The sequence below is a fragment of the Actinosynnema sp. CS-041913 genome (assembly GCF_050942485.1).
Taxonomy (GTDB): Bacteria; Actinomycetota; Actinomycetes; order Mycobacteriales; family Pseudonocardiaceae; genus Actinosynnema.
Genome location: NZ_CP192037.1, coordinates 5433705 through 5455355 on the forward strand (window position 1 = coordinate 5433705; position 21651 = coordinate 5455355).

Consider the following 21651-nt stretch of genomic DNA (forward strand, 5'->3'; position numbering starts at 1 on the left):
GTCACCTCTTCCTCAACTGCTCGGCCACGTCGAGCGCGTGGTAGGTCAACACCATGTCGGCGCCGGCCCGCTTGATCGCGGACAGCACCTCGACCGCGGCGGCGGGCCCGTCCAGCCACCCGCGCTCCGCCGCGGCGTGGACCATCGCGTACTCGCCGCTGACGTTGTACGCGGCGACCGGCAGGGCCGTCTCCCGCCGGATGCGGTGGATGACGTCCAGGTAGGCCAGTGCCGGCTTCACCATCACGATGTCGGCGCCCTCGTCGACGTCCCTGCGCACCTCAAGGTCCGCCTCCCGGCCGTTCGCCGGGTCCATCTGGTAGCCACGCCGGTCCCCGACCCGGGGGCTGCTCTCCGCGGCGTCGCGGAACGGGCCGTAGAAGGCCGAGGCGTACTTGGCGGAGTAAGCCATGATCGCCCGATCCGTGAAACCCGCTTCGTCCAGCCCCGCGCGGATCGCCGCCACCTGGCCGTCCATCATGCCGGACGGCGCGACCAAATCCGCGCCGGCCGCCGCCTGCGCGACCGCGACACGCTGGTACAGGGCAAGGGTTTCGTCGTTGTCGACGGTGTCCCCGGCAAGCGGCCCGCAGTGCCCGTGATCGGTGTAGTCGCACAGGCACAGGTCGGTGATCAGCGCCAGCCGGTCGCCGAAGTGCTCGCGCAGGGCGCGCAACGCCCTCGGCACGATGCCGTCCGACGCCCAGGCCGCCGAGCCCACCGAGTCCTTGCGCGCCGGGACGCCGAACAGCATGACCGCCGGAATTCCCGCCGCGACCAGGCGTTCGCCGTGCCGCAGCAGTCCGTCCAGCGAGAACTGGCACTGCCCCGGCAGCGAGGGGACCGCCTGCGACTCGGTCACACCGTCCTTGACGAACAGCGGCGCCACCAGGTCCGCCGGGCTCAGCCGGACCTCCGCGGACATCCGCCGCAGTGCCTCGGTGCGCCGCAGCCGGCGACCCCGGTCACGTGGCGGGACGACCGACGGCGGACCCGTCAGCCGAGTGGTCATGGTGTCTCCCGCAGGACGAGTTGGCGGGTAATCTCGTGGGCGACCTGCGGCGAGTTCTCGACGGCGATCTCCTTGAGGCCGGCGTAGAACGTGTGCAGCAGCTTGCCGCTCAGCCGGGACGCGAACTGGTTGATGTCGTCCTCCGGCAACCCGGCGTGGTCCAATGCGCGCTCGGCCTCGGTCTTGATGGTGTCCTCGTAGTGGTGGCGCAACTCCTGGAACACCGGGGAGATGGACCGCGTCCGGCACCACTCGGCGAACTTCTCGGCCTCGGCGTCCAGCCGGTCGGCGGCCTGGTCGGCCCACTCCTGGTGCTGCCCGTCCTCGCCGATGGCGAGGTCGAGCATGGCGCGCATGTCCAGCAGCCGCACGTTGGGCAGGCTCCCGATGCTCTGCTCGGTGTTGCGCGGCACCCCGAGGTCCACCACCAGGCGCTCCCGGTCGTCGGCCGCGGCCAGGTGGTCGAGGTGCAGGACCGGCCCGTCGCCGGACATCGCGCACACCACGATGTCCGCGTCGCGCGCCGCCGCCGGCAGCCGGGTGAGCGGACCGCCCCGCCCGCCGACCCGGGCGGCCATCCGCTCGGCCCGGTCGACGGTGCGGTTGAGCACGGTCAGCTCGCCGACGCCCATCCCCGCCAGCTTCTCGGCCATCTCCCGCGCGGTCTCACCGGCGCCGACCACGACCGCGGCGCAGTCGCGCGGCGGGGGCGCCGCAGCTCGCAGCCACCCCATGGCGGTGTCGGTGAGGGAACGCTTCTGGTGGCTGATGCCCAGCGCGTTGCGGATCTCCCGCGCCGCGCTGATCGCCTGCTGGAACATGCGGTCCAGGATCGGTCCGGCGGTGTCGGCCTCGCGGGCGGCGTGGTGCGCCCGCCGCACCTGGCCGAGGATCTCGTACTCACCGAGACGGGCGGACTTCAGACCGGCCGCGACCTGGATGAGGTGGTGCATCGCGGCGGCGTCCAGGCGCACCGCGGGGCTCAGCTCGTCCCGTTCCCGCTCCGACCGCATGGCGTTGAGCTGTTCGGTGAGCGCCCGCACCGCGCGCCGCGGGTCGACCGCGGCGGCGTACAACTCCACCCGGTGGCAGGTGGCCACCATCGCCAGCTCGGAGACACCGCTGTCGGCGAGCCGCGCGAGCGCGTCGCCCCCGCCGTCCGAGCGCGGCCGGAACAACCCGATCGCTTCCTGTGAACTGGTGTCGAAGTCGATTCCTACCTGGCACACGTGGTTTTCCACGAACCCGTCACCACGCGGCGGCACCGGAGTTGCGCGGTCTGGCCCGCGCGCTTCCGAGTACGACATCCGAACTCTCCCGGCGTCAGTTTTCCCGATTTGGATTCCGCTGTCCGTCGTAGCTGTCCGTAGTAGCCCCGGTGGGATTCGAACCCACGTTCCGACAGGAGATGCCGCGTCTTCGGCCGCTGGACCACGGGGCCTGGAAACAATGTTCGTGGAGATTCACCACTACTTCGAGGTTATTCAGGGCGGACCGGCCGGACAAGGCACTCCGCTACCTTGTTGACGGCACCAGAGGTACCTCCGGGGCCATCCGAAGCATTAGTCCGATCGCCTGCGGACGACCGCCTTGGTGCGCATCAGGAACTCGGCCAGGTACCGGTCGTGCGGCACGCCGGGCGCCAGCCACCAGGTCGGGGTCTGTCCACTGTAGACGTTGCCGATGGTCGGCTCGGCCAGCAGCCGGTCGAGCAGCCGGTCGTCCCGGGTCATCGCCGTGAGCACCAACGTGTTCCGCAGCGGTCCGAGCCCCGCGTCCGGTGTCCACGGCGCCACCCACACGCACGGGAACGGCAGCTCCACGCCGGCCTGCGGCGCGTGCGGATCGGGCAACTGGTGCACCGCCGGCCGCAACACGGCGCTGCCGTCGCTCAGCTCGTCCGCGATGCCGTCACCGCCGAGCCACGGCCGAGTGCCCTCGGCACGCCGTGCCAGCAGCGCCGAGAGCGTCCGCGCGGTCTCCAGCGGGCGCACCGGCAGCGACGCCTTCTCGTCCTCCGGCGGCAGGCTCGGGAGCGCGGCGAGCCGTTCGGCCACCGCCGCGGCGACCGGGGCCGGGTCGCCCTCGACGAACACCGCTGTCGTGTTCACGCAGGCCGTGCCGGCGTGGTGCGCGACCGAGGAGACGAGGGTGTCGAGGTGCGCCCGCCAGTCCACGTCGGCGGTGATCAGGATCTTCGACCGGCCGGGCCCCTGCGGCAGCACCGTAGTGTGGCCGGCGTGCTTGCCGATCACCTCGTCGTCGCCGTAGACCATGCCGAGGTCGGCGCCGCGCAGGACGTCGTCGGCGGCGGCGTGGTCGGTCGGCAGGAGCATCACCTCGTCATCGCCGAACCCGGCCGCGCGGAGCGCCGCCACGAGCCGGTGCGGGGTGAGCGGTTCCCGCCGGGACGGGCGGACCACCACCCGGTAGCCCAGCGCGAGGGCTTCCAGCCAGTGGCCGTGCACCCTGGGGTGGTTGCCGGGAGCGTGCACCGCGAACACGTCGGCGCGCCGCACCCACACCGCCCGCCCGGTCCGGGTCAGCGGATCCCGCCAGTCCGTGACGGCGCCGACCGGCCGGGCCTCGGCGGCGCTGCGGTACGCCTCGGCCGCCCGGTCCGCGGTGGCGCGGGTCGCCGCGCGCACGGTCGAGATCGGCATCCCGGCGACCCGGCTGACCAGCAGCTCGTAGTCGTCGGCGGAGAGCCCTTCGACGGTGCCGGAGGCGAACAGCTTGCCGGCGCGGCCGAGCGCGGCCACCCGTTCGTCGGTGGGCGTGGTTTCCGCCCGGCGCGCGGCGGCCAGCGCGCGGTCGATGAACAGCTTCGGCACGAGGCTCAGGCGGACCGCCGGGTCGCCGGCCACGTCGGTGACGGTCAGCCGGTTCCGGGCCCGGTAGGCGCCGTCCGGTCCGAGCGCGTCGAGTTCGACGGGTGCCACGGTCAGTACACCCCCTCGATGACGTCCTCGTCCTCGAACCGCTCGACCGGCGCGACGTCGGCGACCGAGTCACCCGCGCGGTCCGCCGGCGGCTCGACCCTGGTGGCCAGGTCGCGTTCCAGGTTGTTGGGCAGCAACATGGCCTTGCTGACGTGGTTCATCACCACCCGACCCCGTTCCCCGTACGCCACCGGCTCGCCGCTGTCCTCGTCGACCACGAGGAACGTGTTGTACGGCGAGAACGTGTCGAACACCGCCGGTCCGTCGTCGGGCAGGCCGGGCCGCTCCCCTGCGCCGCCGAGGGTCAAAGTGCTGCCGTAGGTGCCGAACAGCGTGACATCGGGCAGCACCTCGGTGCGGTAGAGGTGTCGTGTGTCAGCGTCCATGTGCGCGCCGCCCCACATGATCGCCCGCACCTTCCGGCCGATCAGCTCGACCACCTCGTCGTCGCGGCACAGCCTCCGCAGCATCGGCGGCGTGGTGGACAGCACACCGATGTCCTGGCTGCGCAACACGAACACGGCCTGCTCGGTCAAGTGGTCCAGATAGGACTCCACCTCGTCGGCCCGTCCCCGGGCGAGGAGTTTCTTCACCCACCGGGGATCCACGTCGATGGCGAACCCCAACCCACCGCGCTCGACGGCGTAGCGCCGGAAGAACTCGCCCGCGATGTGCGGTCCGGTCGGCACCATCCCCAGCCAGCCGACGTTCCTCGGCACGCCGTGCGCGTCCATGGTGGCGCTGCTCCAGGCGACCGCGCGGGCCATCCAGTCCGGCGTGACCACCACGCGTTTCGGCGGGCCGGTGGTGCCCCCGCTCTCGTAGACCCCGACGAGGTCGGGTCGCGGACCGTAGCCGCGGGGTATCAGGTCCGCGACCGGCACGTCCCGCAACTCGTCGACGAGGTTGGGGAACAGCCGCAGGTCCGCCAGGCTCTTGACATCCGCACGCGGGTCGAAGTCCAGCGAAGGCGCTCGGCCGAGCCAGAACGGCGATCCGGTCTCCGGGTCGAAGTGCCACGCCATGGCGGCGCGGACAAACTCGTCCGGATCGGGTCGGGCGTCGAACGGAAGATCCAGTAGTTGCGCCACAACGTCTCCTTCCCGATGACGACCGCCGATCACATCAACGCCCGCCGCCCTGCAACGAGTACGGCACCAGGTTCTCGCGCTGCAACGCACCGATCGCTACAGCCATCGCCCACGCACCCGCCGCAGTGGTGACACACGGAATCCCCTGCGCCACCGCAGCCGCACGCAGACGAGAGCGATCCCCCCGCACCCGACGAGACCGGTTGGCGACCGTGACGACCATGACAAGCTCACCGGACCGCACCGCGGCCACCAGCGCATCGTCGTCGGTGACCACCGCGCAGCGCACCCCGTGCAGGCGCAACGCCGTGGCGGTGTCCGGGTCCGCCCACGCGGCGAGGCCCAGTCCGGTCAGCTCGCGCACGGTGTCGGCGAGGTGGGCGCCGTCGGGGGCGGTGACGAACACCGCGCCGGCGTCGGGCAGCTTGCCGTGGACCCCGAGTTGCGCCTTGGCGAAGGCCAGGGGGAACGCGGTGTCGACGCCCATGACCTCACCGGTGGACTTCATCTCCGGGCCGAGCAGGCAGTCCACCCCGTCGCCGTCCGGGGTGCGGAAGCGGTGGAACGGCAGCACCGCCGCCTTCACGGCGGTCAGCCGCCCAGACGCACCGGCGTCCAACGCCGTCGCGGCAGCCGGCGGCCAAGATGCTCCGTCGTCCACCGCCTTCACGGCCGTCGGCGGCCCGGATGCTCCACCGTCGTCCGCCGACAGCACTCCGGACGCGCGGAGTTCGGCGATGGTCGAGCCGGTCATGATCAGCGTGGCCGCCTTGGCCAGCGCCACGCCGGTGGCCTTCGAGACGAACGGCACCGTCCTGCTGGCGCGCGGATTGGCCTCCAGCACCGAAAGCGTGCCGTCGTGCAGTGCGTACTGCACGTTGAGCAACCCCCGCACGCCGACGCCCTCCGCGATCGCCTCGGTGGCGGAACGCACGGCGGCCAGGTCGGCCGGCCGCAGGGTGACGGGCGGGAGCACGCACGACGAGTCGCCGGAGTGCACACCGGTCGGCTCGATGTGTTCCATGACAGCGCCCACGTACAACTCCACGCCGTCGTAAAGCGCGTCGACGTCGATTTCCACCGCACCGTCGAGGAACTGGTCCACCAGCGCGGGACGGTCGGCGCTGATCCCGGTGGGGCAGGCGTCGACCGAGCCCTCGTCGTCCAGGATGTGCATCCCCTGCCCGCCGAGCACGTAGGAGGGGCGGACCAGCACCGGGTAGCCGATCTCGTCCGCGACGCGCCGGATGTCCGCCACCGAAGTGGCCATGCCCCAGCGTGGCGCGGTCAACCCCTTGCGCGCCAAGAGGTCCGCGAACACCCCGCGGTCTTCGGCCGTGTCGATGGCCTCCGGCGGAGTGCCGAGCACCGGCACCCCGGCGGCCACCAACGGGCCGGCCAGGCGGAGCGGCGTCTGCCCGCCCAACTGCACGACGACTCCCGCGACACCGCCGGCGCCCGGGTCCTCGGCGGCGGACGAGTCGTCCTCCGCCGCCACGATCTCCAGGACGTCTTCCAGGGTCACCGGTTCGAAGTACAGCCGGTCCGAGATGTCGTAGTCGGTGGAGACGGTCTCCGGGTTGCAGTTCACCAGCACGGCTTCGAAGCCCCGCTGCCGGGCGGCGATGACGGCGTGCACGCACGAGTAGTCGAACTCGACGCCTTGGCCGATGCGGTTCGGGCCGGCGCCCAGGATGACCACCTTGGGCGGACCGTCCCGCCGTCCGATCTCGGTTTCCGCGGCGGAGTCGTGCTCGTAGGCCGAGTAGTGGTAAGGCGTCCGGGCCGCGAACTCGCCCGCGCAGGTGTCCACCGTCTTGAACACCGGCCGCACGCCCCAGCGGTGCCGCAGCCGACGGACCTCGTGCTCGTCGGCCAGCTCAGGCCGCAGCGCCGCGAGCTGGGCGTCGGACAGGCCGGTGCACTTGGCGTGCCGCACCAGGTCCGCGTCCAGCTCGGGCGCGGCGGCGATCTCCGCGCCCACCTCGCTGATCAGCGCGATCTGGTCCACGAACCACGGGTCCACGCCGCTGGCCCGCGCCACCTCGGCGACGGTGGCGCCCCGGCGCAGCGCCTCCTCCATCGTGTAGAGCCGGTCCTCGTGCGGGGTGCGCAGCTTCCGCAGCAACTCCGCCGCCGAACGGGGTCGCCCGTCCGGGCCCGGCTCGTCCGGCCCGGTCCAGAACCCGGCCCGGGTGGTCTCGGTGGAGCGCATGGCCTTGCCGAGCGCTTCCGGGAAGCTGCGGCCCACCGCCATGGCCTCGCCGACGCTCTTCATCGTCGTGGTCAGCTCGCGGTCGGCGTCGGGGAACTTGGCGAAGTCGAACCGCGGCACCTTGACGACCACGTAGTCCAAGGTCGGTTCGAACGAGGCCGGCGTCTCGCCGGTGATGTCGTTGGTGATCTCGTCGAGGGTGTAGCCGATCGCGAGCTGCGTCGCGATCTTGGCGATGGGGAACCCGGTGGCCTTCGACGCCAGCGCCGACGACCGGGAGACCCGCGGGTTCATCTCGATCACCACCAGGTCCCCGTTCCGCGGGTCGACCGCGAACTGGATGTTGCAGCCCCCGGTGTCGACCCCCACCGCGCGCAGCACCGCGATGCCGAGATCACGCATCCGCTGGTACTCCCGGTCGGTCAACGTCATGGTGGGCGCCACCGTCACCGAGTCCCCGGTGTGCACCCCCATCGGGTCGACGTTCTCGATCGCGCACACGACGACCACGTTGTCGTGCCGGTCCCGCATCAGCTCCAGCTCGTACTCCTTCCAGCCGAGCACCGACTCCTCGACCAGCACCTCGTGCACCGGCGACTCGGCCAGCGCCGCCGCGGCGATCCTCTCGACGTCCTCGGCGGCGCGTGCGACGCCGGAACCGAGTCCGCCCATCGTGAAGCTGGGCCGGACCACCACCGGCAGGCCATGGTCGGCGACGAACGCGTGGACCGCGCGCAACGACCGGCACCGCCTGCTGCGGGGCACCTCCCCGCCGACCGAACGCACGATCTCCTTGAACCGCTGCCGGTCCTCGCCGCGCCGGATGGCCTCGATGTCCGCGCCGATCAGCTCGACGTCGTACTTGGCCAGCACGCCGCGCTCGTGCAGCTCCACCGCGACGTTCAACGCGGTCTGGCCGCCCAGGGTCGCCAACAACGCGTCCGGCCGCTCCGCGGCGATCACGTCCTCCACCGACTGGGCCGTCAGCGGTTCCACGTAGGTGGCGTCGGCGAACTCCGGGTCGGTCATGATGGTCGCCGGGTTCGAGTTGACCAGGCTGACCCGCAGGCCCTCCGCGCGCAGCACGCGGCACGCCTGGGTGCCCGAGTAGTCGAACTCGGCGGCCTGGCCGATCCTGATCGGTCCCGACCCGATCACCAGCACATGTCCGAGGTCGGCGCGCCTGGTCATCGCCGGACCCCCAGGAGGCTGGTGAACTCGTCGAACAGCGACTCCGCGTCATGCGGACCGGCGCTCGCTTCCGGGTGGTACTGCACCCCGAAAGCGGGCACGTCCAGGCAGCGCACCCCTTCCACGGTCGCGTCATTGGGGCAGAAGTGGGTGACCCGCGCGGCCCCGAACGCCGTGTCGAACCGCTCGTCCGGCGCACCGGCCACCGCGAAACCGTGGTTGTGCGCGGTGATCGCCACCCGCCCGGTCGCCGTGTCGACCACCGGGATGTTGCTGCCCCGATGCCCGTACCGCATCTTGTACGTGGACATGCCGAGCGCCTGCCCGAGGAGCTGGTGCCCGAGGCAGACCCCGAACAGCGGCACCTCGGCCCGCAACACCCCGCGGACGAACTCCACCAGGTGTCCGGCGGAGGCCGGGTCACCGGGCCCGTTCGACACGAGCACCCCGTCCACGCCCCGGTCCAGCGGTTCCGCCGGGCCGGCCGTGCCGGGCAGCAGGTGGACCTCCACGCCGCGCCGCCGCAACTGCCGCACCAGGTTCCGCTTGCACCCCAGGTCCAGCACGGCGACCCGGAACCGCGTGGCGCCGAAGGCGGGCAGCACGGCCGGCCGGCGGGGGCTCACGTCGCCGGTCAGGTTCGCGCCGGTCATCGGCGCACTCGCGCGCACCGTCGCGAGAGCGGTTGCGACGTCGACCGGTCCGGAGAACACGCCCGCGCGCATGCTGCCGCGATCGCGGATGCGGCGGGTGATCGCCCTGGTGTCCACACCGCGGACGCCCACGACGCCCTGCCGCGCCAGCTCGTCGTCGAGCCGGGAGCGCGCCCGCCAGCTCGACGGGTGCCGCGCCGGATCCCGGACCACGTAACCGGCCGCCCAGACGCGCCCCGACTCGTCGTCTTCCGCCGTCCACCCGGTGTTGCCGATGTGCGGGGCGGTGGCCAGCACGATCTGCCGGTGGTAGGACGGATCGGTCAACGTCTCCTGATAGCCGGTCATCCCGGTGCAGAACACCAGCTCGCCCACCGTCGCGCCCCGGGCCCCGAACGACTCACCCGCACAGGTCGTGCCGTCCTCCAGTACCAGCGTCGCGGTCATCGCACCCTCGTCGGCTCGCAGAGTTTTCCGGTCGTCCCAACGGAACCAGTCGACGCGGGCGGCCACCAATACTCCACGGGACCAACTTTCCCGCCACCAAAGTGCCGGCCGAAGCCATCCGCGGTGTGTTGTCACCGCCTCCGCGCAGCCGCCATCGTGCTGTCGAGACCCGAAACCAGGTCGAGGAGACGATCACGTTGCTTGTTTGCGGGGTAAAGCTCACTCATGACGGTGGGGTCGCGCTGCTGGACGGTCAGGACGTCGTCTTCAGCGTCGAAATGGAGAAGTTGGACAACAACGAGCGGTACAGCACCGTGGAGGATTTAGAGGTCATCCCGCACATTCTCGGCGAGTTCGGCTACCGCCTCGCCGACGTCGACGTGGTGGCGGTCGACGGCTGGGAGACCGGGTCGGTCCGCAGGCGGCTCGGCGGTCGCGAGATCGAGGTTCCCCTGGCCGGCTACCGCGAGCAGTCGACGGCCGCCGACGTCTGCGAACCGCAGGTCGCCGGTTCCCTCGACTTCGCCGGCCACCCGCTGCCGTACCGCAGCTACACCCACGTGGCCGGGCACGTCGCAGCCGCCTACTGCACCAGCCCGTTCGCCGCGGACGGCGCGCCCGCCCTGGTGCTGACGTGGGACGGCGGGATGTTCCCCCGGCTCTACGAGGTGCGTCCCGGCGGCCGGTCCGTTCGCCCGCTCGGCCACGTGTTCCCGGTGATCGGCCACGTGTACGCCGCCGCCGGGCACCACTTCGGCCCGTTCCTGGACGGCCGGGAGCGCACGGCGAACGGCTTGTACGACCAGTCCGTCGAGCTGTCCATCGCGGGCAAGCTGATGGCCTACATCGCCCTCGGCGCCCCGTCGGAGACGGCCCTGGAGCTGATCCGGGAGTCCTACGCCCACCACTTCGAGTCCGACTCCGAGGTAGCCCGGGAATACCGTGCGGAGATCACCGGCAACGGGCTGATCGAGGAACGCTCGATGGTCTACATCCACGCGTTCTACGAGCAGATCCGGAAGCGGGCGAGGCAGCACGACATCTCCGACGAGGACGTGCTGGCGTCGGTGCACCGGTTCTTCCAGGACCTGCTGGTGGACCGGCTGGCCGCCAAGGTCGAGTCCGTCAAGGGCGCCGGTGGCCGCTGGAACCTGTGCTTCGGCGGTGGCTGCGCGCTGAACATCAAGTGGAACAACGCGCTGCGCGAACACCCGTTGTTCGCCGACGTGTGGGTGCCACCGTTCCCGAACGACTCCGGCTCGCCGATCGGCGCCGCCGCGAGCCACCTGGTGCACGCGACCGGGAGCACCGCGCTGCGCTGGAACGTCCGCGGTGGGCCCCGGCTGGCCCCCGCCGAGCCGACGGGATGGCGTCGGGACGACTGCTCCGTCGCCGAACTGGCCGCGGTGCTGCACGACACCGGCGAGCCCGTGGTGGTGTTGGACGGCCGCGCCGAACTCGGGCCACGGGCGCTGGGCGGCCGGAGCATCATCGCGCCCGCCGTGCGGCCGGCGATGAAGGACCGGCTCAACGAGATGAAAGGACGCGCGCCCTACCGCCCGGTCGCGCCGATCTGCCTGGCCGAGCACGCGCCCGAGGTGTTCGACCCCGGCACGTCCGACCCGTACATGCTGTTCGAACACCGCGTGCGGCCGGAATGGCTGGACCGGGTGCCGGCCATCGCGCACCTCGACGGAACCGCCCGACTGCAAACGGTTTCCGTGGACGACGACGCCACGACCTATGCCCTGCTCCGGCATTACCACGCGCGCAGCGGCATACCGGTGCTGTGCAACACCAGCGCCAACTACAACGGCAGCGGATTCTTCCCGGACGTGGCCTCGGCCGCGCGATGGGGCCGTGCCGACCGGATCTGGAGTCGCGGAGTCCTGTACACCAAGCAGGAAGAATGAGCCGGTGGTGATCGTCGACCCGATGACCCGACAGGCATGATATTCCACCCCTCGGCGCCACTTCCGATATCGAGCACTAGAAACGTCCGGTCGTGGGTAAACCTCCCTGCATGGGGATGCAACCACGAACCGAGAAGGACATCCACGTCGTCCTGGTCGACCCCGAGCCGGTGCGCCGAACGGGGTTCCGCACCGTCCTGACCAAGATCCCGCAAGTGACGCGGACCGTCGAGGTGACCACCCACGCGGATGTGCCGCCGGCCGTGTCGCGCCACCAGCTCACGAGCGGGATAATCCTGCTGGCCACCGATTCGCCGTTCGCCGCGGACTTGCAGGCGGTGGGAGTGCTCTGCCGGTCGTGCCCGCGGCACGAGGTGGTCCTGCTGCGGGAACTCGCCGGGCGGCACGAGGCGGACCTCCTGCTCTCCTGCGGGGTCCGCGGGAGCATCGGACCGGTCGTCGACGAAGACACCCTCGCCAGCGCGGTGCTGATCATCGCCGCGGGTGGCACGGTGTTCTTCCCCTCGCTGTCCAAGGACGCGGACGACACCGGGACCATCCACTCCCGCATCGGCCCCGAACCGGCCGCCGTCGGCCTCACCGACCGGGAGCAGAACGTCCTTTCGCTGCTCGGCAAGGGAATGGCCAACCGAGGGATCGCGGACAACCTGTCACTCTCGGAGAACACGGTGAAGAAGTACGTCTCCGAGGTGTTGCGCAAAACCGGACAACCGGACCGGTTCCGCGCCGCCCTCTACGCGCACCGCCACGGCATTTGACCTCGGGAACAGTCGGACGACACGGCGGAAAACACACCATGATTGCACTGCCGGTGATTGCACTGCTTGTGATTGCACTGCGGCGCTTCACCCGATCGCACCAACACGACAGGATGATTCACCCTGGTTCGCCCCGGCCCCGGACGCGGCACCGACGTACCCTTGCGATGCGAACTCCGACAGATACGCTCGGGATCTGAAGCTGTGCAACGACATCGCCGGTCCCCAGCCAATGCGGCTCCGTGCCCGGTGGCCGAATGGGGCGGTTTCGGCCGCACGCCGCCGGGAGTCCGCCCGTGACGGGCGTCGAATCGCGCGTGTGCGAGGAAAGGAACAGGTAGCGATGGGGTACGACGTGGTGATCGTCGGCGCGGGTTCGGCAGGCGGCGTGCTGGCCAACCGCCTCTCCGCGGACCCCGACCGCTCGGTGCTGCTGCTGGAGGCGGGCCCGGACTTCGGTTCGACGGCGCGGGACCAGCCCAGCGAGATCGCCGACGCCAACAACCTCACCGAAACCCCTTACGACTGGGGGTACACCAGCGAGCCGGACAGCGACGGCAGGAGCATCCCCCTGTTCGCGGGCCGGGTGGTCGGCGGCAGTTCGGCGACGAACAACGCGATGGCGCTGCGCGGCCAACCCGCCGACTACGACTCGTGGGCCGCCCTCGGCAATCCCGGCCTCGGCTTCGCCGACGTGCTGCCGTACTTCCGCGCCGTGGAACGGGACCTGGACTTCACCGACGAGTGGCACGGCGACGCCGGAGCGGTGCCGGTCAACCGTCCCCGCCCCGGCGACCTGACGCCGGTGCAGCGGGCCTTCACGGACGCCTGCGTGGCCGCCGGGCACGCCGCGGTCGCCGACCACAACGCCCCCGGCGCGCGCGGCGTCGGGCCGATGCCCTTCAACCAGCTCGGCGGAGTCCGCCAGTCCACCGCGCTGACCTACCTCGCGGCGGCACGGGAACGGCCCAACCTCACCGTGCGCGGCGGCGTGCGGGTCGGAGAGGTGTTGCTGGCCGGGAACCGCGCGGTCGGGGTGCGGCTGGTCGAGCCCGCCGAGACGGTCCACGCCGACCTCGTCGTGCTGGCGGCCGGCGCGTACGGGTCGCCGCTGACGTTGCTCCGCTCCGGCATCGGCCCGGCCGCCGAACTCCGCGAGGCCGGCGTCGAGACCCGGGTCGACCTGCCCGGCGTCGGGCGGAACCTGCGGGACCACCCGCTGCTCCGGCTGCCCTTCACCACCACCGCGGCCGAGGCGACGCCTCCGTTGCAGGCCATGCTCACCTGCGCGTGGAACGGCGACGACACCGAGCCCGACCTCCAGATCTTCCCCGCCGGGCCGGCGGCGGTCGACGGCGTGCCGCAGTGCCACGTGGTCGTCGCGGTGATCGCCCCACGCTCCCGCGGCAGCCTGCGGCTGCGCGCCGACGGGTCGGGCACCCGCCCCGCCATCTCCCCGTGCCTGTTGGACCACCCCGACGACGTGGACCGCGCGGTGGCCGGCATCCGCCTCGCCCACGAGATCGCCAGCACCGGGCCGCTGGCAGCGCTGGTGACCCCGCGGCTGCCGGTGGACGACGCCACGGACGCCGACCTGGCGGCCATGGCCCGCGCGGAGGTCGCGTCCTACCAGCACCCGGTCGGCACCTGCCGGATAGGACCCGAGCACGACCCGTCCGCGGTGACCGACACCACGGGCGCGGTGCGCGGGATCGACGGGCTGCACGTGGTGGACGCGTCCACCATGCCCGACATCCCGCGCGCGAACACCAACCTGCCGACGCTGATGCTCGCCGAACACTTCGCCGCCGCGCTGTCCGCGCGCTGAACGGACCGCGAACGGGCTACGGGCGAGCCGGCTCCCAGCAAGGTCACTGCCCACGACGTGAACACAGAAACGAGGTTTGCCATGCCGACCGGGGTGCGAACGATGGAGGAGGTACGAACCGTTCTGGAGGCGCCCCCTCATCAGACACCGGACCCGGACGAGGTCGTCGCCGCCGCCATGGCGTGGCACTTCGACCCGGCCACCGGATCGCCGTTCTGGCTGCGGCTGGCCGAAAAGCTGCCCTTCACCCCCCAGTCCGACATCCGCACCGTCGCCGACCTGAGCCGGTTCCCGGACCTCAGCGCCGAGTTGCGCACCGCGGCCGTCGCCGACCTGGTGCCCAGGGGATGCGCGGGATCGGGCCCACCGACCGTCTTCGAGAGCGGTGGCACCACCGGTCCGCCCAAGCGGGTGGTCGACTTCGGCATGGCCGAGCGCAACCTGCGGTGGTACCAGCCGGTGCTGGACGCGCACGGCTTCCCGGCCGTCGGCGACTGGCTGTACCTCGGCCCGACCGGCCCGCACCTCGCCGGGTGGTCCAGCCACGTGCTGGCCCGGCTGCGGGAGTCGACCTGCTTCACCGTCGACCTGGACCCGCGCTGGGTGAAGCGCCGGGCCGCCGAGGGCGACCAGGCCGGGGTGGACCGCTACGTCGACCACATCCTCACGCAGGCGGGCTGGATCCTGGAGACGCAGGACATCGCGGTGCTGTTCGCCACGCCACCGCTGCTGGAGGGCATCGCCGCGCGGGACAGGCTGGCCGAGCTGGCCGCCGCCAACGTGCGGGCGGTCCTGTGGGGCGGCACGTCGATGGACGCGGAGACCCGCCGCCTGCTGTCGACGGAGGTGTTCGACGGCATCCCGGTCGTCGGCGTCTACGGCAACACGTTGATGGGCGCGGCTCCGCAACGTCCGGGCGCGCCCGGCGACGAGGACCGCTGCGTGTTCCAGCCGTTCGAGCCGTACACCCACATCACGCTGGTCGACGAGGAGACCGGCCGCCCGGTGGACTACGGCGAGCGTGGCCGGGTGCTGCTGCACCGGCTCGACCGGGACGTCTTCCTGCCGTCCGTGAGCGAACGGGACACCGCCGTGCGGATGCCGCCGGCGGCCGGGTTCACCGGCGACGGGGTGGCCGACATCCGCCCCGTGGCGGCGGTGGGCGGCACGGCCGTCATCGAGGGGGTGTACTGACATGTCCTTCACCGCGGCGGAAGACCGGGTGGGCACGGAGGCCGATGTCGAGGTCATCCGGCCGGCCGGCGAGCACCGCTCGGCGAACCGGGTGGCGCTCACCGACGTGCGCGGCCGGCCGGTCGGCGAGATGGGGTTGGCGCCCAGCCTGCTCGTCCGGCGGGTGGTGGCGGAACTGCGGCGGGGGCGGCCGGACCCACTCGCGCGACGGGCGGAGGGCATCCGCCACGCGGGCCGCCTGTTCGCCGAGGAGGAACTCGCCGGCGAGCGTCCCGAGGACTACGTGCGCTCGGTGGCGCGCACGTCCGGGGTGCCCGCCACGGGCGTCCGGCAGGGGTTGGACCACATCGCCGCGATGGCGCGGCGCATCGAGGAAGTGGTGGCCGCGCAACGTCCGGTCGGCACGGCCGAGTCCTGGCGGGCGCCGGAGACGGTCGGCGGTTGCGGCGTGTGGTACCGCCGAGGAGACGTGCTCGTGGTGCAGGCGCCGGGCAACCACCCCGGTCCGCACGCCGAATGGCTCGTCGCACTGGGCTTGGGCTACCGGGTGGCCGTCCGCCCCTCGCAACGCGACCCGTACACACCACGCAGGCTGATGCGCGCGCTCCGCGCCGCCGGGGTGGCCCCGGCGACGTACGCCTTGGTGCCGACCGACTACGAGGTCGCCGACACGCTGGTGCGGTCCGGCGATCTCGCCATGGTGTACGGGAACGAGGAGGTCGTCCGCCGCCACCAGGACGACCGACGGGTGTTTCCCCAGGGGCCGGGCCGGTCCAAGGTGGTCGTCACGTCCGATGCGGACTGGCGGGAGCACCTGGACCTGATCGTGGAGTCGGTGGCCGGTGGTGGCGGGACGGCCTGCATCAACACCACCGTGGTGTGCGCCGAGTCCGAGCCCGACGCGCTCGCCGACGCGCTGGGCGAACGGTTGGCGGCGTTGCCCTCGCTGCCGCCGGAGCACCCCGACGCCGTGCTGCCCGTGCAGTCGGTCGAGCGGGCAGGCGCGATCGACGGCTGGCTCGCCGGGCACCGCGACCGGGTGGTCGGCGGCTGGTCCGGGCGCGGCACCGAGGACCTCGCCGACGGCAGCGCGGTGCTGCGCCCCGCGGTGCTGCGCCTGCCGGACACGGCATCCGCGGCGACCGCTCCGGAGATGCCGTTCCCCCTGGTCTGGGTCGCACCATGGACCTGGGACGCCGGCATCCAGCCGCTGCGCGACACGCTCACCCTGGCCCTGTTCACGGAGAACGAGCGGCTGGTGGACGAGTGCGTCGACGAGCCGGGCATCCGCAATGTCCACCTCGGCCGGTACGCCACCAACTGGTTCGAAGCCGGCATGCCGCACGACGGCTACCTGGCGGAGTTCCTGATGGGCACGAAGACCGTGGCCCGCTGAACCGCCTCGGTTCCCCCACCCGACCGGAGGTCCCCCATGCGGGCAAGCCTGATCTACGGCGCCGGGGACGTCCGCGTGGAGGACGTGCCCGACCCGGAGTTGCGCGAACCGACCGACGCCGTGGTGCGGGTCCTGCGCTCGGCCATCTGCGGCAGCGACCTGCTGCCCTACCGGACGCGACCGGCCACCGACTCGGGCGACCCGATCGGCCACGAGTTCGTGGGCATCGTGGAGGACACCGGTGACGACGTGTCGGGGCCGGCGGTAGGAGACCTGGTGATCGCGCCGTTCGCCTTCGCGGACAACACGTGCGAGTACTGCGCCGACCGCCTGCACACTTCCTGCCCGCACGGCGGCGTCTTCGGCATGGACGGCGTCGACGGCGGCCAAGCCGAAGCCGTGCGGGTGCCCCAGGCCCCCGGCACGCTGGTCAAGGCGCCGGTCGGCGAGGACTCGGCACTGCTGTCCTCACTGCTCACCCTGGCCGACGTCTACGCCACCGGCCACCACGCCGCGACGACCGCCGCCGTCACCCCGCGCACCTCGGTGACCGTGATCGGCGACGGCGCGGTCGGCCTGTCGGCGGTGCTGGCCGCCCGCCGGCTCGGTGCCGAGCGGATCACGCTGATGAGCCGCCACGCCGACAGGGGCCGCCTCGGTCTGGAGTTCGGCGCCACGGACGTCGTCGTCGAACGCGGCGAGGAGGGCGTGGCGAGGGTCCGCGAACTGACCGGCGGCCACGGCACGCACCGGGTGCTGGAGTGCGTCGGCAGCAGCCTCGCGCTGGAAACGGCGTTCGGCGTCGTGCGCGACGGTGGAGTGGTGAGCAGGGTCGGCGTCCCGCAGTACACCGAGGGGCCGGTGGGCTTCGACGCGATGTTCGACCGCGGCATAACCCTCACCGGCGGCCTGACACCGGCCCGTGCCTATATCGAACAACTCCTGCCCGACGTCCTCGACGGCGCCGTCGAACCCGGTCGGGTGTTCAGCCACACGGTCGACCTGCCGGACGTCCCGACCGGGTACGAAGCCATGGCCGACCGCGAGGCGCTCAAGGTTCTCGTCCGTCCTTGAATGCCCGGTCGGAAAACCAAGCCCGTGCCGCGCGGATGGCCACGGCGGACTGGTGCCGCGGAACAGCGGTTTCGCACGCCGTGCACGGGGTAGCGAATCGACATGCACTCACCGGACGACCGACAGCGCACGCCGCGCGGTGACGCCGCGTTCGCCGAGCCGGCCCAGCGCTTCGCCGAGCGGGTGGCCGCGGTGCGGCACTGCGTGGACGCGCGGTACGTGCGGCCGGACTGGGTGCTGCGCAACGCCGAATTGGAACGCGACCTGCTGCCCGTTCCGCCGGTGGACTTCCTGCGCCATCCGTCGATCGCGTTCCAGATGTTCGTCAACGAGCGGGTGCTGCCGCACGAGTTGCCCTATGTGCGTTCGCGGCTCACCGACGAGCGCCTGCTCGCCGAACCGTCGGTCGGCGAGCCCCCGACGGTGCCGTTGCCGGGCAGTGGCGTCCGGACCTCGGCGAACACCGTGCACCAGCTTTTCCACCTGCTGCGCTACCAGGAGGCGACCGGACGGCGGATCGACGACGCCGCCACGATCGTGGAGTGGGGCGGCGGGTTCGGCGCCCTGATGCGTCTGATCGTCGCCATGCACCGCGGTGAGCCGACCTGCGTCATCTTCGACACCCCGATCTTCAGCGCCGTGCAGTGGCTCTACCTGAGCGCGGTGTTCGGCGAGGAGCGGATCGTGCTGCACGACGCCGCGCCGGTGCGGCCGATCGGCGGGTGTGTCAACCTCGTGCCGATAGGCCTGGTCGGCGCGACGGAAGTGGACGCGGACCTGTTCATCTCGAACTGGGCGCTCAACGAGAGCATGCCCCAGGCCAGGCAGGACGTGCTGGACCGCCACTGGTTCGGCGCCGACTCGCTGCTGCTGGCGATGCACGCCGGAGACCCGTTCACCGCGGCGGTGCTGGCGGCGGGAGCCGAGGCGGTCCCGCTCGGCGACTTCATGCCCGGACAGCAGTATTTGGTCGTCTGAGCAGTCGGCGACTTGCTCTGGGGACCACGGCCGTCCCGGTACCGTGGTTCCACCGGCCTGGTCGCGGGGGTGCCGCCGACCCGGCTTCGTGCCGACTGGATGCAGGGGGCCACCGATGTGCCGATTCCACGGTGTCGATCCATCCGCCGCATCCCCGGCCACCGGTCGCGCGTTCGGCCGCCGGGCGCTGCTCGCGGGCGCCGGCGGAGTGCTCGCTGCCGGCACCCTGTCCTCGGTCGCCGCGGCGGTGCCGCGGTCGCTGTCGCGCACTTGGGCGATCGTCGGCGCGACGGTGTTCGACGGCGTCCGGCCGGTGTCCGACGCCACCGTGCTGATAAGCGGTGACCGTGTCGTCCGGGTCGGCAGGCGGGCCGCGGTCCCCCTGCCGCCGAACACCGATGTGGTCGACGGGCGGGGCAGGTTCGTGATCCCCGGTCTGATCGAGGCACACCACCACCTCGGCGGCGCCACGTTCGAGGAGCGTGCGGCGAACCTGTCCAGGCTGCTGGGGTTCGGCTACACCACGGTGTTCGACCCCTTCGTGTCGCTGGCCAACTTCGCGAGGCTCAAGGAGCACTCGGCGGCGGGCGCGCCGTCGCCGCGGTACCTCGGCACCGGACCGATGCTCGGCAGCCCCGGTGGGTGGGCCGACTTCGACCTGCCGGAGACCCTGGTGGTCACCGACCCGGAGCACGCCTTCGAGGTCGTGGGCAAGCTGGCCGAGGCCGGCGTGGACGCCGTCAAAGCGGCCAACGACGACTGGGCCTGGGGCCGCAACCGGCTGGCGACCATGCCCGAGGACGTGCAGGCGGCAATCGTCACGGCCGCGCGCCGGCACGGGCTCAAGGTGTTCTTCCACGCGCCGGCCAGGCGGCTGGCCGCCCAGGCGCTGGAGGCCGGTGCCGCCGGTCTGCTGCACGGGGTGCTGGACGAGCCGGTGGACCGGGAGTTCGTCCGGCTGCTGGGCCGGACCGGAGCGTCCTACGTGAGCACCGTCGTGATCTTCGAGGTGTTCGGCGACGTGGTCGACACCGTCGGCCGGCAGCAGGCGTACGACCGGCAGGGCCTCGTGCCGGCCGCTACCTACGACGCGCTGCGCGGTCCGGAGGCCATCGCGGCGATCGAGTCGCTGGTCGACCCGGCCGAGGTGCGCTCGTTCCTGCCGACGCTGCGGGCCAACGTCGAGCCGGTGTCGCGCAGCGGCGCCAACCTCACGTTCGGCTCCGACGGCGGGTCGTTCGGCGAGGCGCTGGGCATCGGCAGCCAGTTCGAACTGGTCCGGAACGGCGCTGCCGGGCTGAGCCCGCTGCGGGTCCTCCGCGGGGCGACGCTCGGCGCGGCGCGGATGCTCGGGCGGCACGACCGGGGCCGCCTGGCGCCGGGCAAGCTCGCCGACCTGGTGATCCTGTCGGCGGACCCGCTCGCGGACCTGACCAACCTGCACTTCATCGACCAGGTAGCGCGAGGCGGACGACTGTTCGACGCGGCCGACCTGCTCGCGACCCGCTGAGCCTCACCGCGCCCACCCTCGTACGGCCCAGCGCTCCCACCCTCGTACGGCCCAGCGCGCCCGAACCCCGTGGCCCGGCTCGAAGCCGGCCTGCCGTGCGCACCCGCACGCACCAGCGGAAAGAGTTCCCTTTCGGGCACCCGGTGTCCTGCCACACTTAGTTGAAAAATCAAACTCCTGAAAGGACCGTGATGGGAAGACTACGGAATGTAATCGTGGTGTTGGCCGCGGTCGCCGCGGGCATCGCCACGACGGCACCGGCCGGAGTCGCCACGGCACAACCCGCCGACGCCGGAGGTGGACACCTGACCAGGGTCGACACCGACGCCGCCGGCAACCCGGAGTCCGAGGGCGGCGAGATCAATTCCGTCGCGCTCTCCGGCAACGGCCGGTATGCGCTGCTTTACGTGCGCACCAACAGCAACATGGTGCCCGAGCCGTACCGGACGCCCACTTGGACCGGTGGGTACCTGGTGCGCAAGGACTTGCAGACCGGATCGACTCTCCTCGTGAGCCTGAAGGAGGACGGCACCCCGCAGCGCGCCGACTGGCGGTACGGCGCGATCGGTTGGGACGGCACGACCTTCGCCTACTCCAGCGGTGACTCCGAGGAGCCGTCGCTGTTCTACCGCGACCTGTCGTCCGGCGTCCGGCGCGTCGTGACCGAGCCGTGGCGGTGGTTCATCGAGTCGATCACCCTGTCCCGCGACAACCGCTCGCTGACCTGGACCAGTCTCGGCGAACGGTCGGGCAACCGGATCACCCGCCACGACCTCGTCTCCGGCGAGACGAAGGTCCTGCTGGAATGCGGCGACTTCTTCACCGGCTGCTACCGCCCCAGCGGGCTGTTCGTGTCCGACGACGCCACCAAGTTGGTGTTCAAGTACCGGGCGACGTCCAAGGAGCCCACGCTGGTGACGCTCCTCGACACCACCACCGGTGCGCTGCGGACACTGCCGGAAGCCACGCCGGACAGCAGTTACCGGCTCAGCGGCGACGGCAAGTGGGTCTTCTTCACCCTCGTCAACGGCGAGCAGATCGAGATCAGGAAGGTCTCCACCACACCGGGCGCCACCCCGGTGCCGCTGCGGTCGTGGCGAGTCGACGAGACGTGGTCCATGCGCCTGCACTCCGTCAGTCCCGACGGGAACCTGATCGGCTACACCCTGATGAGCGGGAACCGCGCCGACAAGTACTTCGCCTCGGCCCGTGCGCACGTCTTCGACCAGGCGACCGGGCGGACGACGCTCTTCGCCGACCCGCGCCCCGGCAAGACGTACTCGACGTCCCCCGTCATCAGCGGGAACTCCCGAGTGGTCGTGGTGCAGGAATGGTGCCTGGGCGGAATTAGCTGCGGCGTCCGGACCGGCTGGTATTCGAGCCACCTGGGCGGGTAGCCCTGGCGGAGGACTCGGCCGAACCGCAAGC

The 21651-nt window shown here is 71.8% G+C and carries 15 protein-coding genes and 1 tRNA gene; 9 read left to right on the forward strand and 7 right to left on the reverse strand.

Annotation, left to right across the window (positions count from 1 at the left end; translation table 11 throughout):
- Position 1 precedes the first annotated feature (1 nt).
- The 7 genes from hemB to carA all read right to left on the reverse strand — a co-directional run bounded on the left by hemB (position 2) and on the right by carA (position 9551).
- A complete protein-coding gene (gene hemB, locus ACQPZF_RS24695; RefSeq protein WP_433260655.1) occupies positions 2-1012 on the reverse strand; it encodes a porphobilinogen synthase in 1011 nt (336 codons plus the stop codon).
- A complete protein-coding gene (hemA, locus tag ACQPZF_RS24700; protein WP_433260657.1) occupies positions 1009-2241 on the reverse strand; it encodes a glutamyl-tRNA reductase in 1233 nt (410 codons plus the stop codon). Before hemA ends, hemB begins: the two co-directional genes overlap by 4 nt.
- 141 nt (positions 2242-2382) lie before the next feature.
- A tRNA-OTHER gene (locus tag ACQPZF_RS24705) sits at positions 2383-2453 on the reverse strand.
- Between the two features lie 121 nt (positions 2454-2574).
- Complete coding sequence (locus tag ACQPZF_RS24710; protein ID WP_433260659.1) at positions 2575-3954, reverse strand: aldehyde dehydrogenase family protein; 1380 nt, start codon at positions 3952-3954, stop codon at positions 2575-2577.
- Between the two features lie 2 nt (positions 3955-3956).
- Positions 3957-5045, reverse strand: a complete 1089-nt coding sequence (locus ACQPZF_RS24715) for a phenazine antibiotic biosynthesis protein (protein WP_433260661.1) — start codon at positions 5043-5045, stop codon at positions 3957-3959.
- Positions 5046-5079: 34 nt separating this feature from the next.
- Entirely contained in the window at positions 5080-8451 is a 3372-nt protein-coding gene (gene carB, locus ACQPZF_RS24720; RefSeq protein WP_433260663.1) for a carbamoyl-phosphate synthase large subunit, read from the reverse strand.
- On the reverse strand, positions 8448-9551 hold the full coding sequence (gene carA, locus ACQPZF_RS24725) for a glutamine-hydrolyzing carbamoyl-phosphate synthase small subunit (protein WP_433260665.1): 1104 nt from the start codon (positions 9549-9551) through the stop codon (positions 8448-8450). Before carA ends, carB begins: the two co-directional genes overlap by 4 nt.
- A 125-nt stretch (positions 9552-9676) precedes the next feature.
- On the opposite strand from carA, the gene ACQPZF_RS24730 reads away from it, so the two are divergent.
- The 9 genes from ACQPZF_RS24730 (at position 9677) to ACQPZF_RS24770 (ending at position 21620) form a co-directional block, all read left to right on the forward strand.
- Positions 9677-11464, forward strand: a complete 1788-nt coding sequence (locus tag ACQPZF_RS24730; RefSeq protein ID WP_433260667.1) for a carbamoyltransferase N-terminal domain-containing protein — start codon at positions 9677-9679, stop codon at positions 11462-11464.
- Positions 11465-11574: 110 nt separating this feature from the next.
- Positions 11575-12243, forward strand: coding sequence for a LuxR C-terminal-related transcriptional regulator (locus ACQPZF_RS24735; protein ID WP_433260669.1), 669 nt, complete (start codon positions 11575-11577; stop codon positions 12241-12243).
- Positions 12244-12586: 343 nt separating this feature from the next.
- On the forward strand, positions 12587-14071 hold the full coding sequence (locus ACQPZF_RS24740; RefSeq protein WP_433260671.1) for a GMC family oxidoreductase: 1485 nt from the start codon (positions 12587-12589) through the stop codon (positions 14069-14071).
- Positions 14072-14173: 102 nt separating this feature from the next.
- Positions 14174-15265, forward strand: coding sequence for a phenazine antibiotic biosynthesis protein (locus ACQPZF_RS24745; RefSeq protein ID WP_433260673.1), 1092 nt, complete (start codon positions 14174-14176; stop codon positions 15263-15265).
- A gap of 1 nt (position 15266) precedes the next feature.
- Positions 15267-16661: an aldehyde dehydrogenase family protein gene (locus ACQPZF_RS24750; protein WP_433260675.1), complete on the forward strand. Its 1395-nt coding sequence runs from the start codon at positions 15267-15269 to the stop codon at positions 16659-16661.
- Positions 16662-16697: 36 nt separating this feature from the next.
- The gene (locus ACQPZF_RS24755) at positions 16698-17735 is read left to right on the forward strand and encodes a zinc-binding dehydrogenase (protein ID WP_433260677.1); all 1038 of its coding nucleotides are present in this window, start codon (positions 16698-16700) and stop codon (positions 17733-17735) included.
- Between the two features lie 102 nt (positions 17736-17837).
- Positions 17838-18713, forward strand: a complete 876-nt coding sequence (locus ACQPZF_RS24760; RefSeq protein ID WP_433260679.1) for a hypothetical protein — start codon at positions 17838-17840, stop codon at positions 18711-18713.
- A gap of 115 nt (positions 18714-18828) precedes the next feature.
- Positions 18829-20223 carry an amidohydrolase family protein gene (locus ACQPZF_RS24765; protein ID WP_433260681.1) on the forward strand — a complete coding sequence of 465 codons (1395 nt, stop codon included), beginning with the start codon at positions 18829-18831 and terminating at the stop codon, positions 20221-20223.
- Positions 20224-20438: 215 nt separating this feature from the next.
- Positions 20439-21620 (forward strand): hypothetical protein, encoded by a 1182-nt coding sequence (locus ACQPZF_RS24770; RefSeq protein ID WP_433260683.1) that lies wholly within the window; start codon positions 20439-20441, stop codon positions 21618-21620.
- Positions 21621-21651 lie beyond the last annotated feature (31 nt).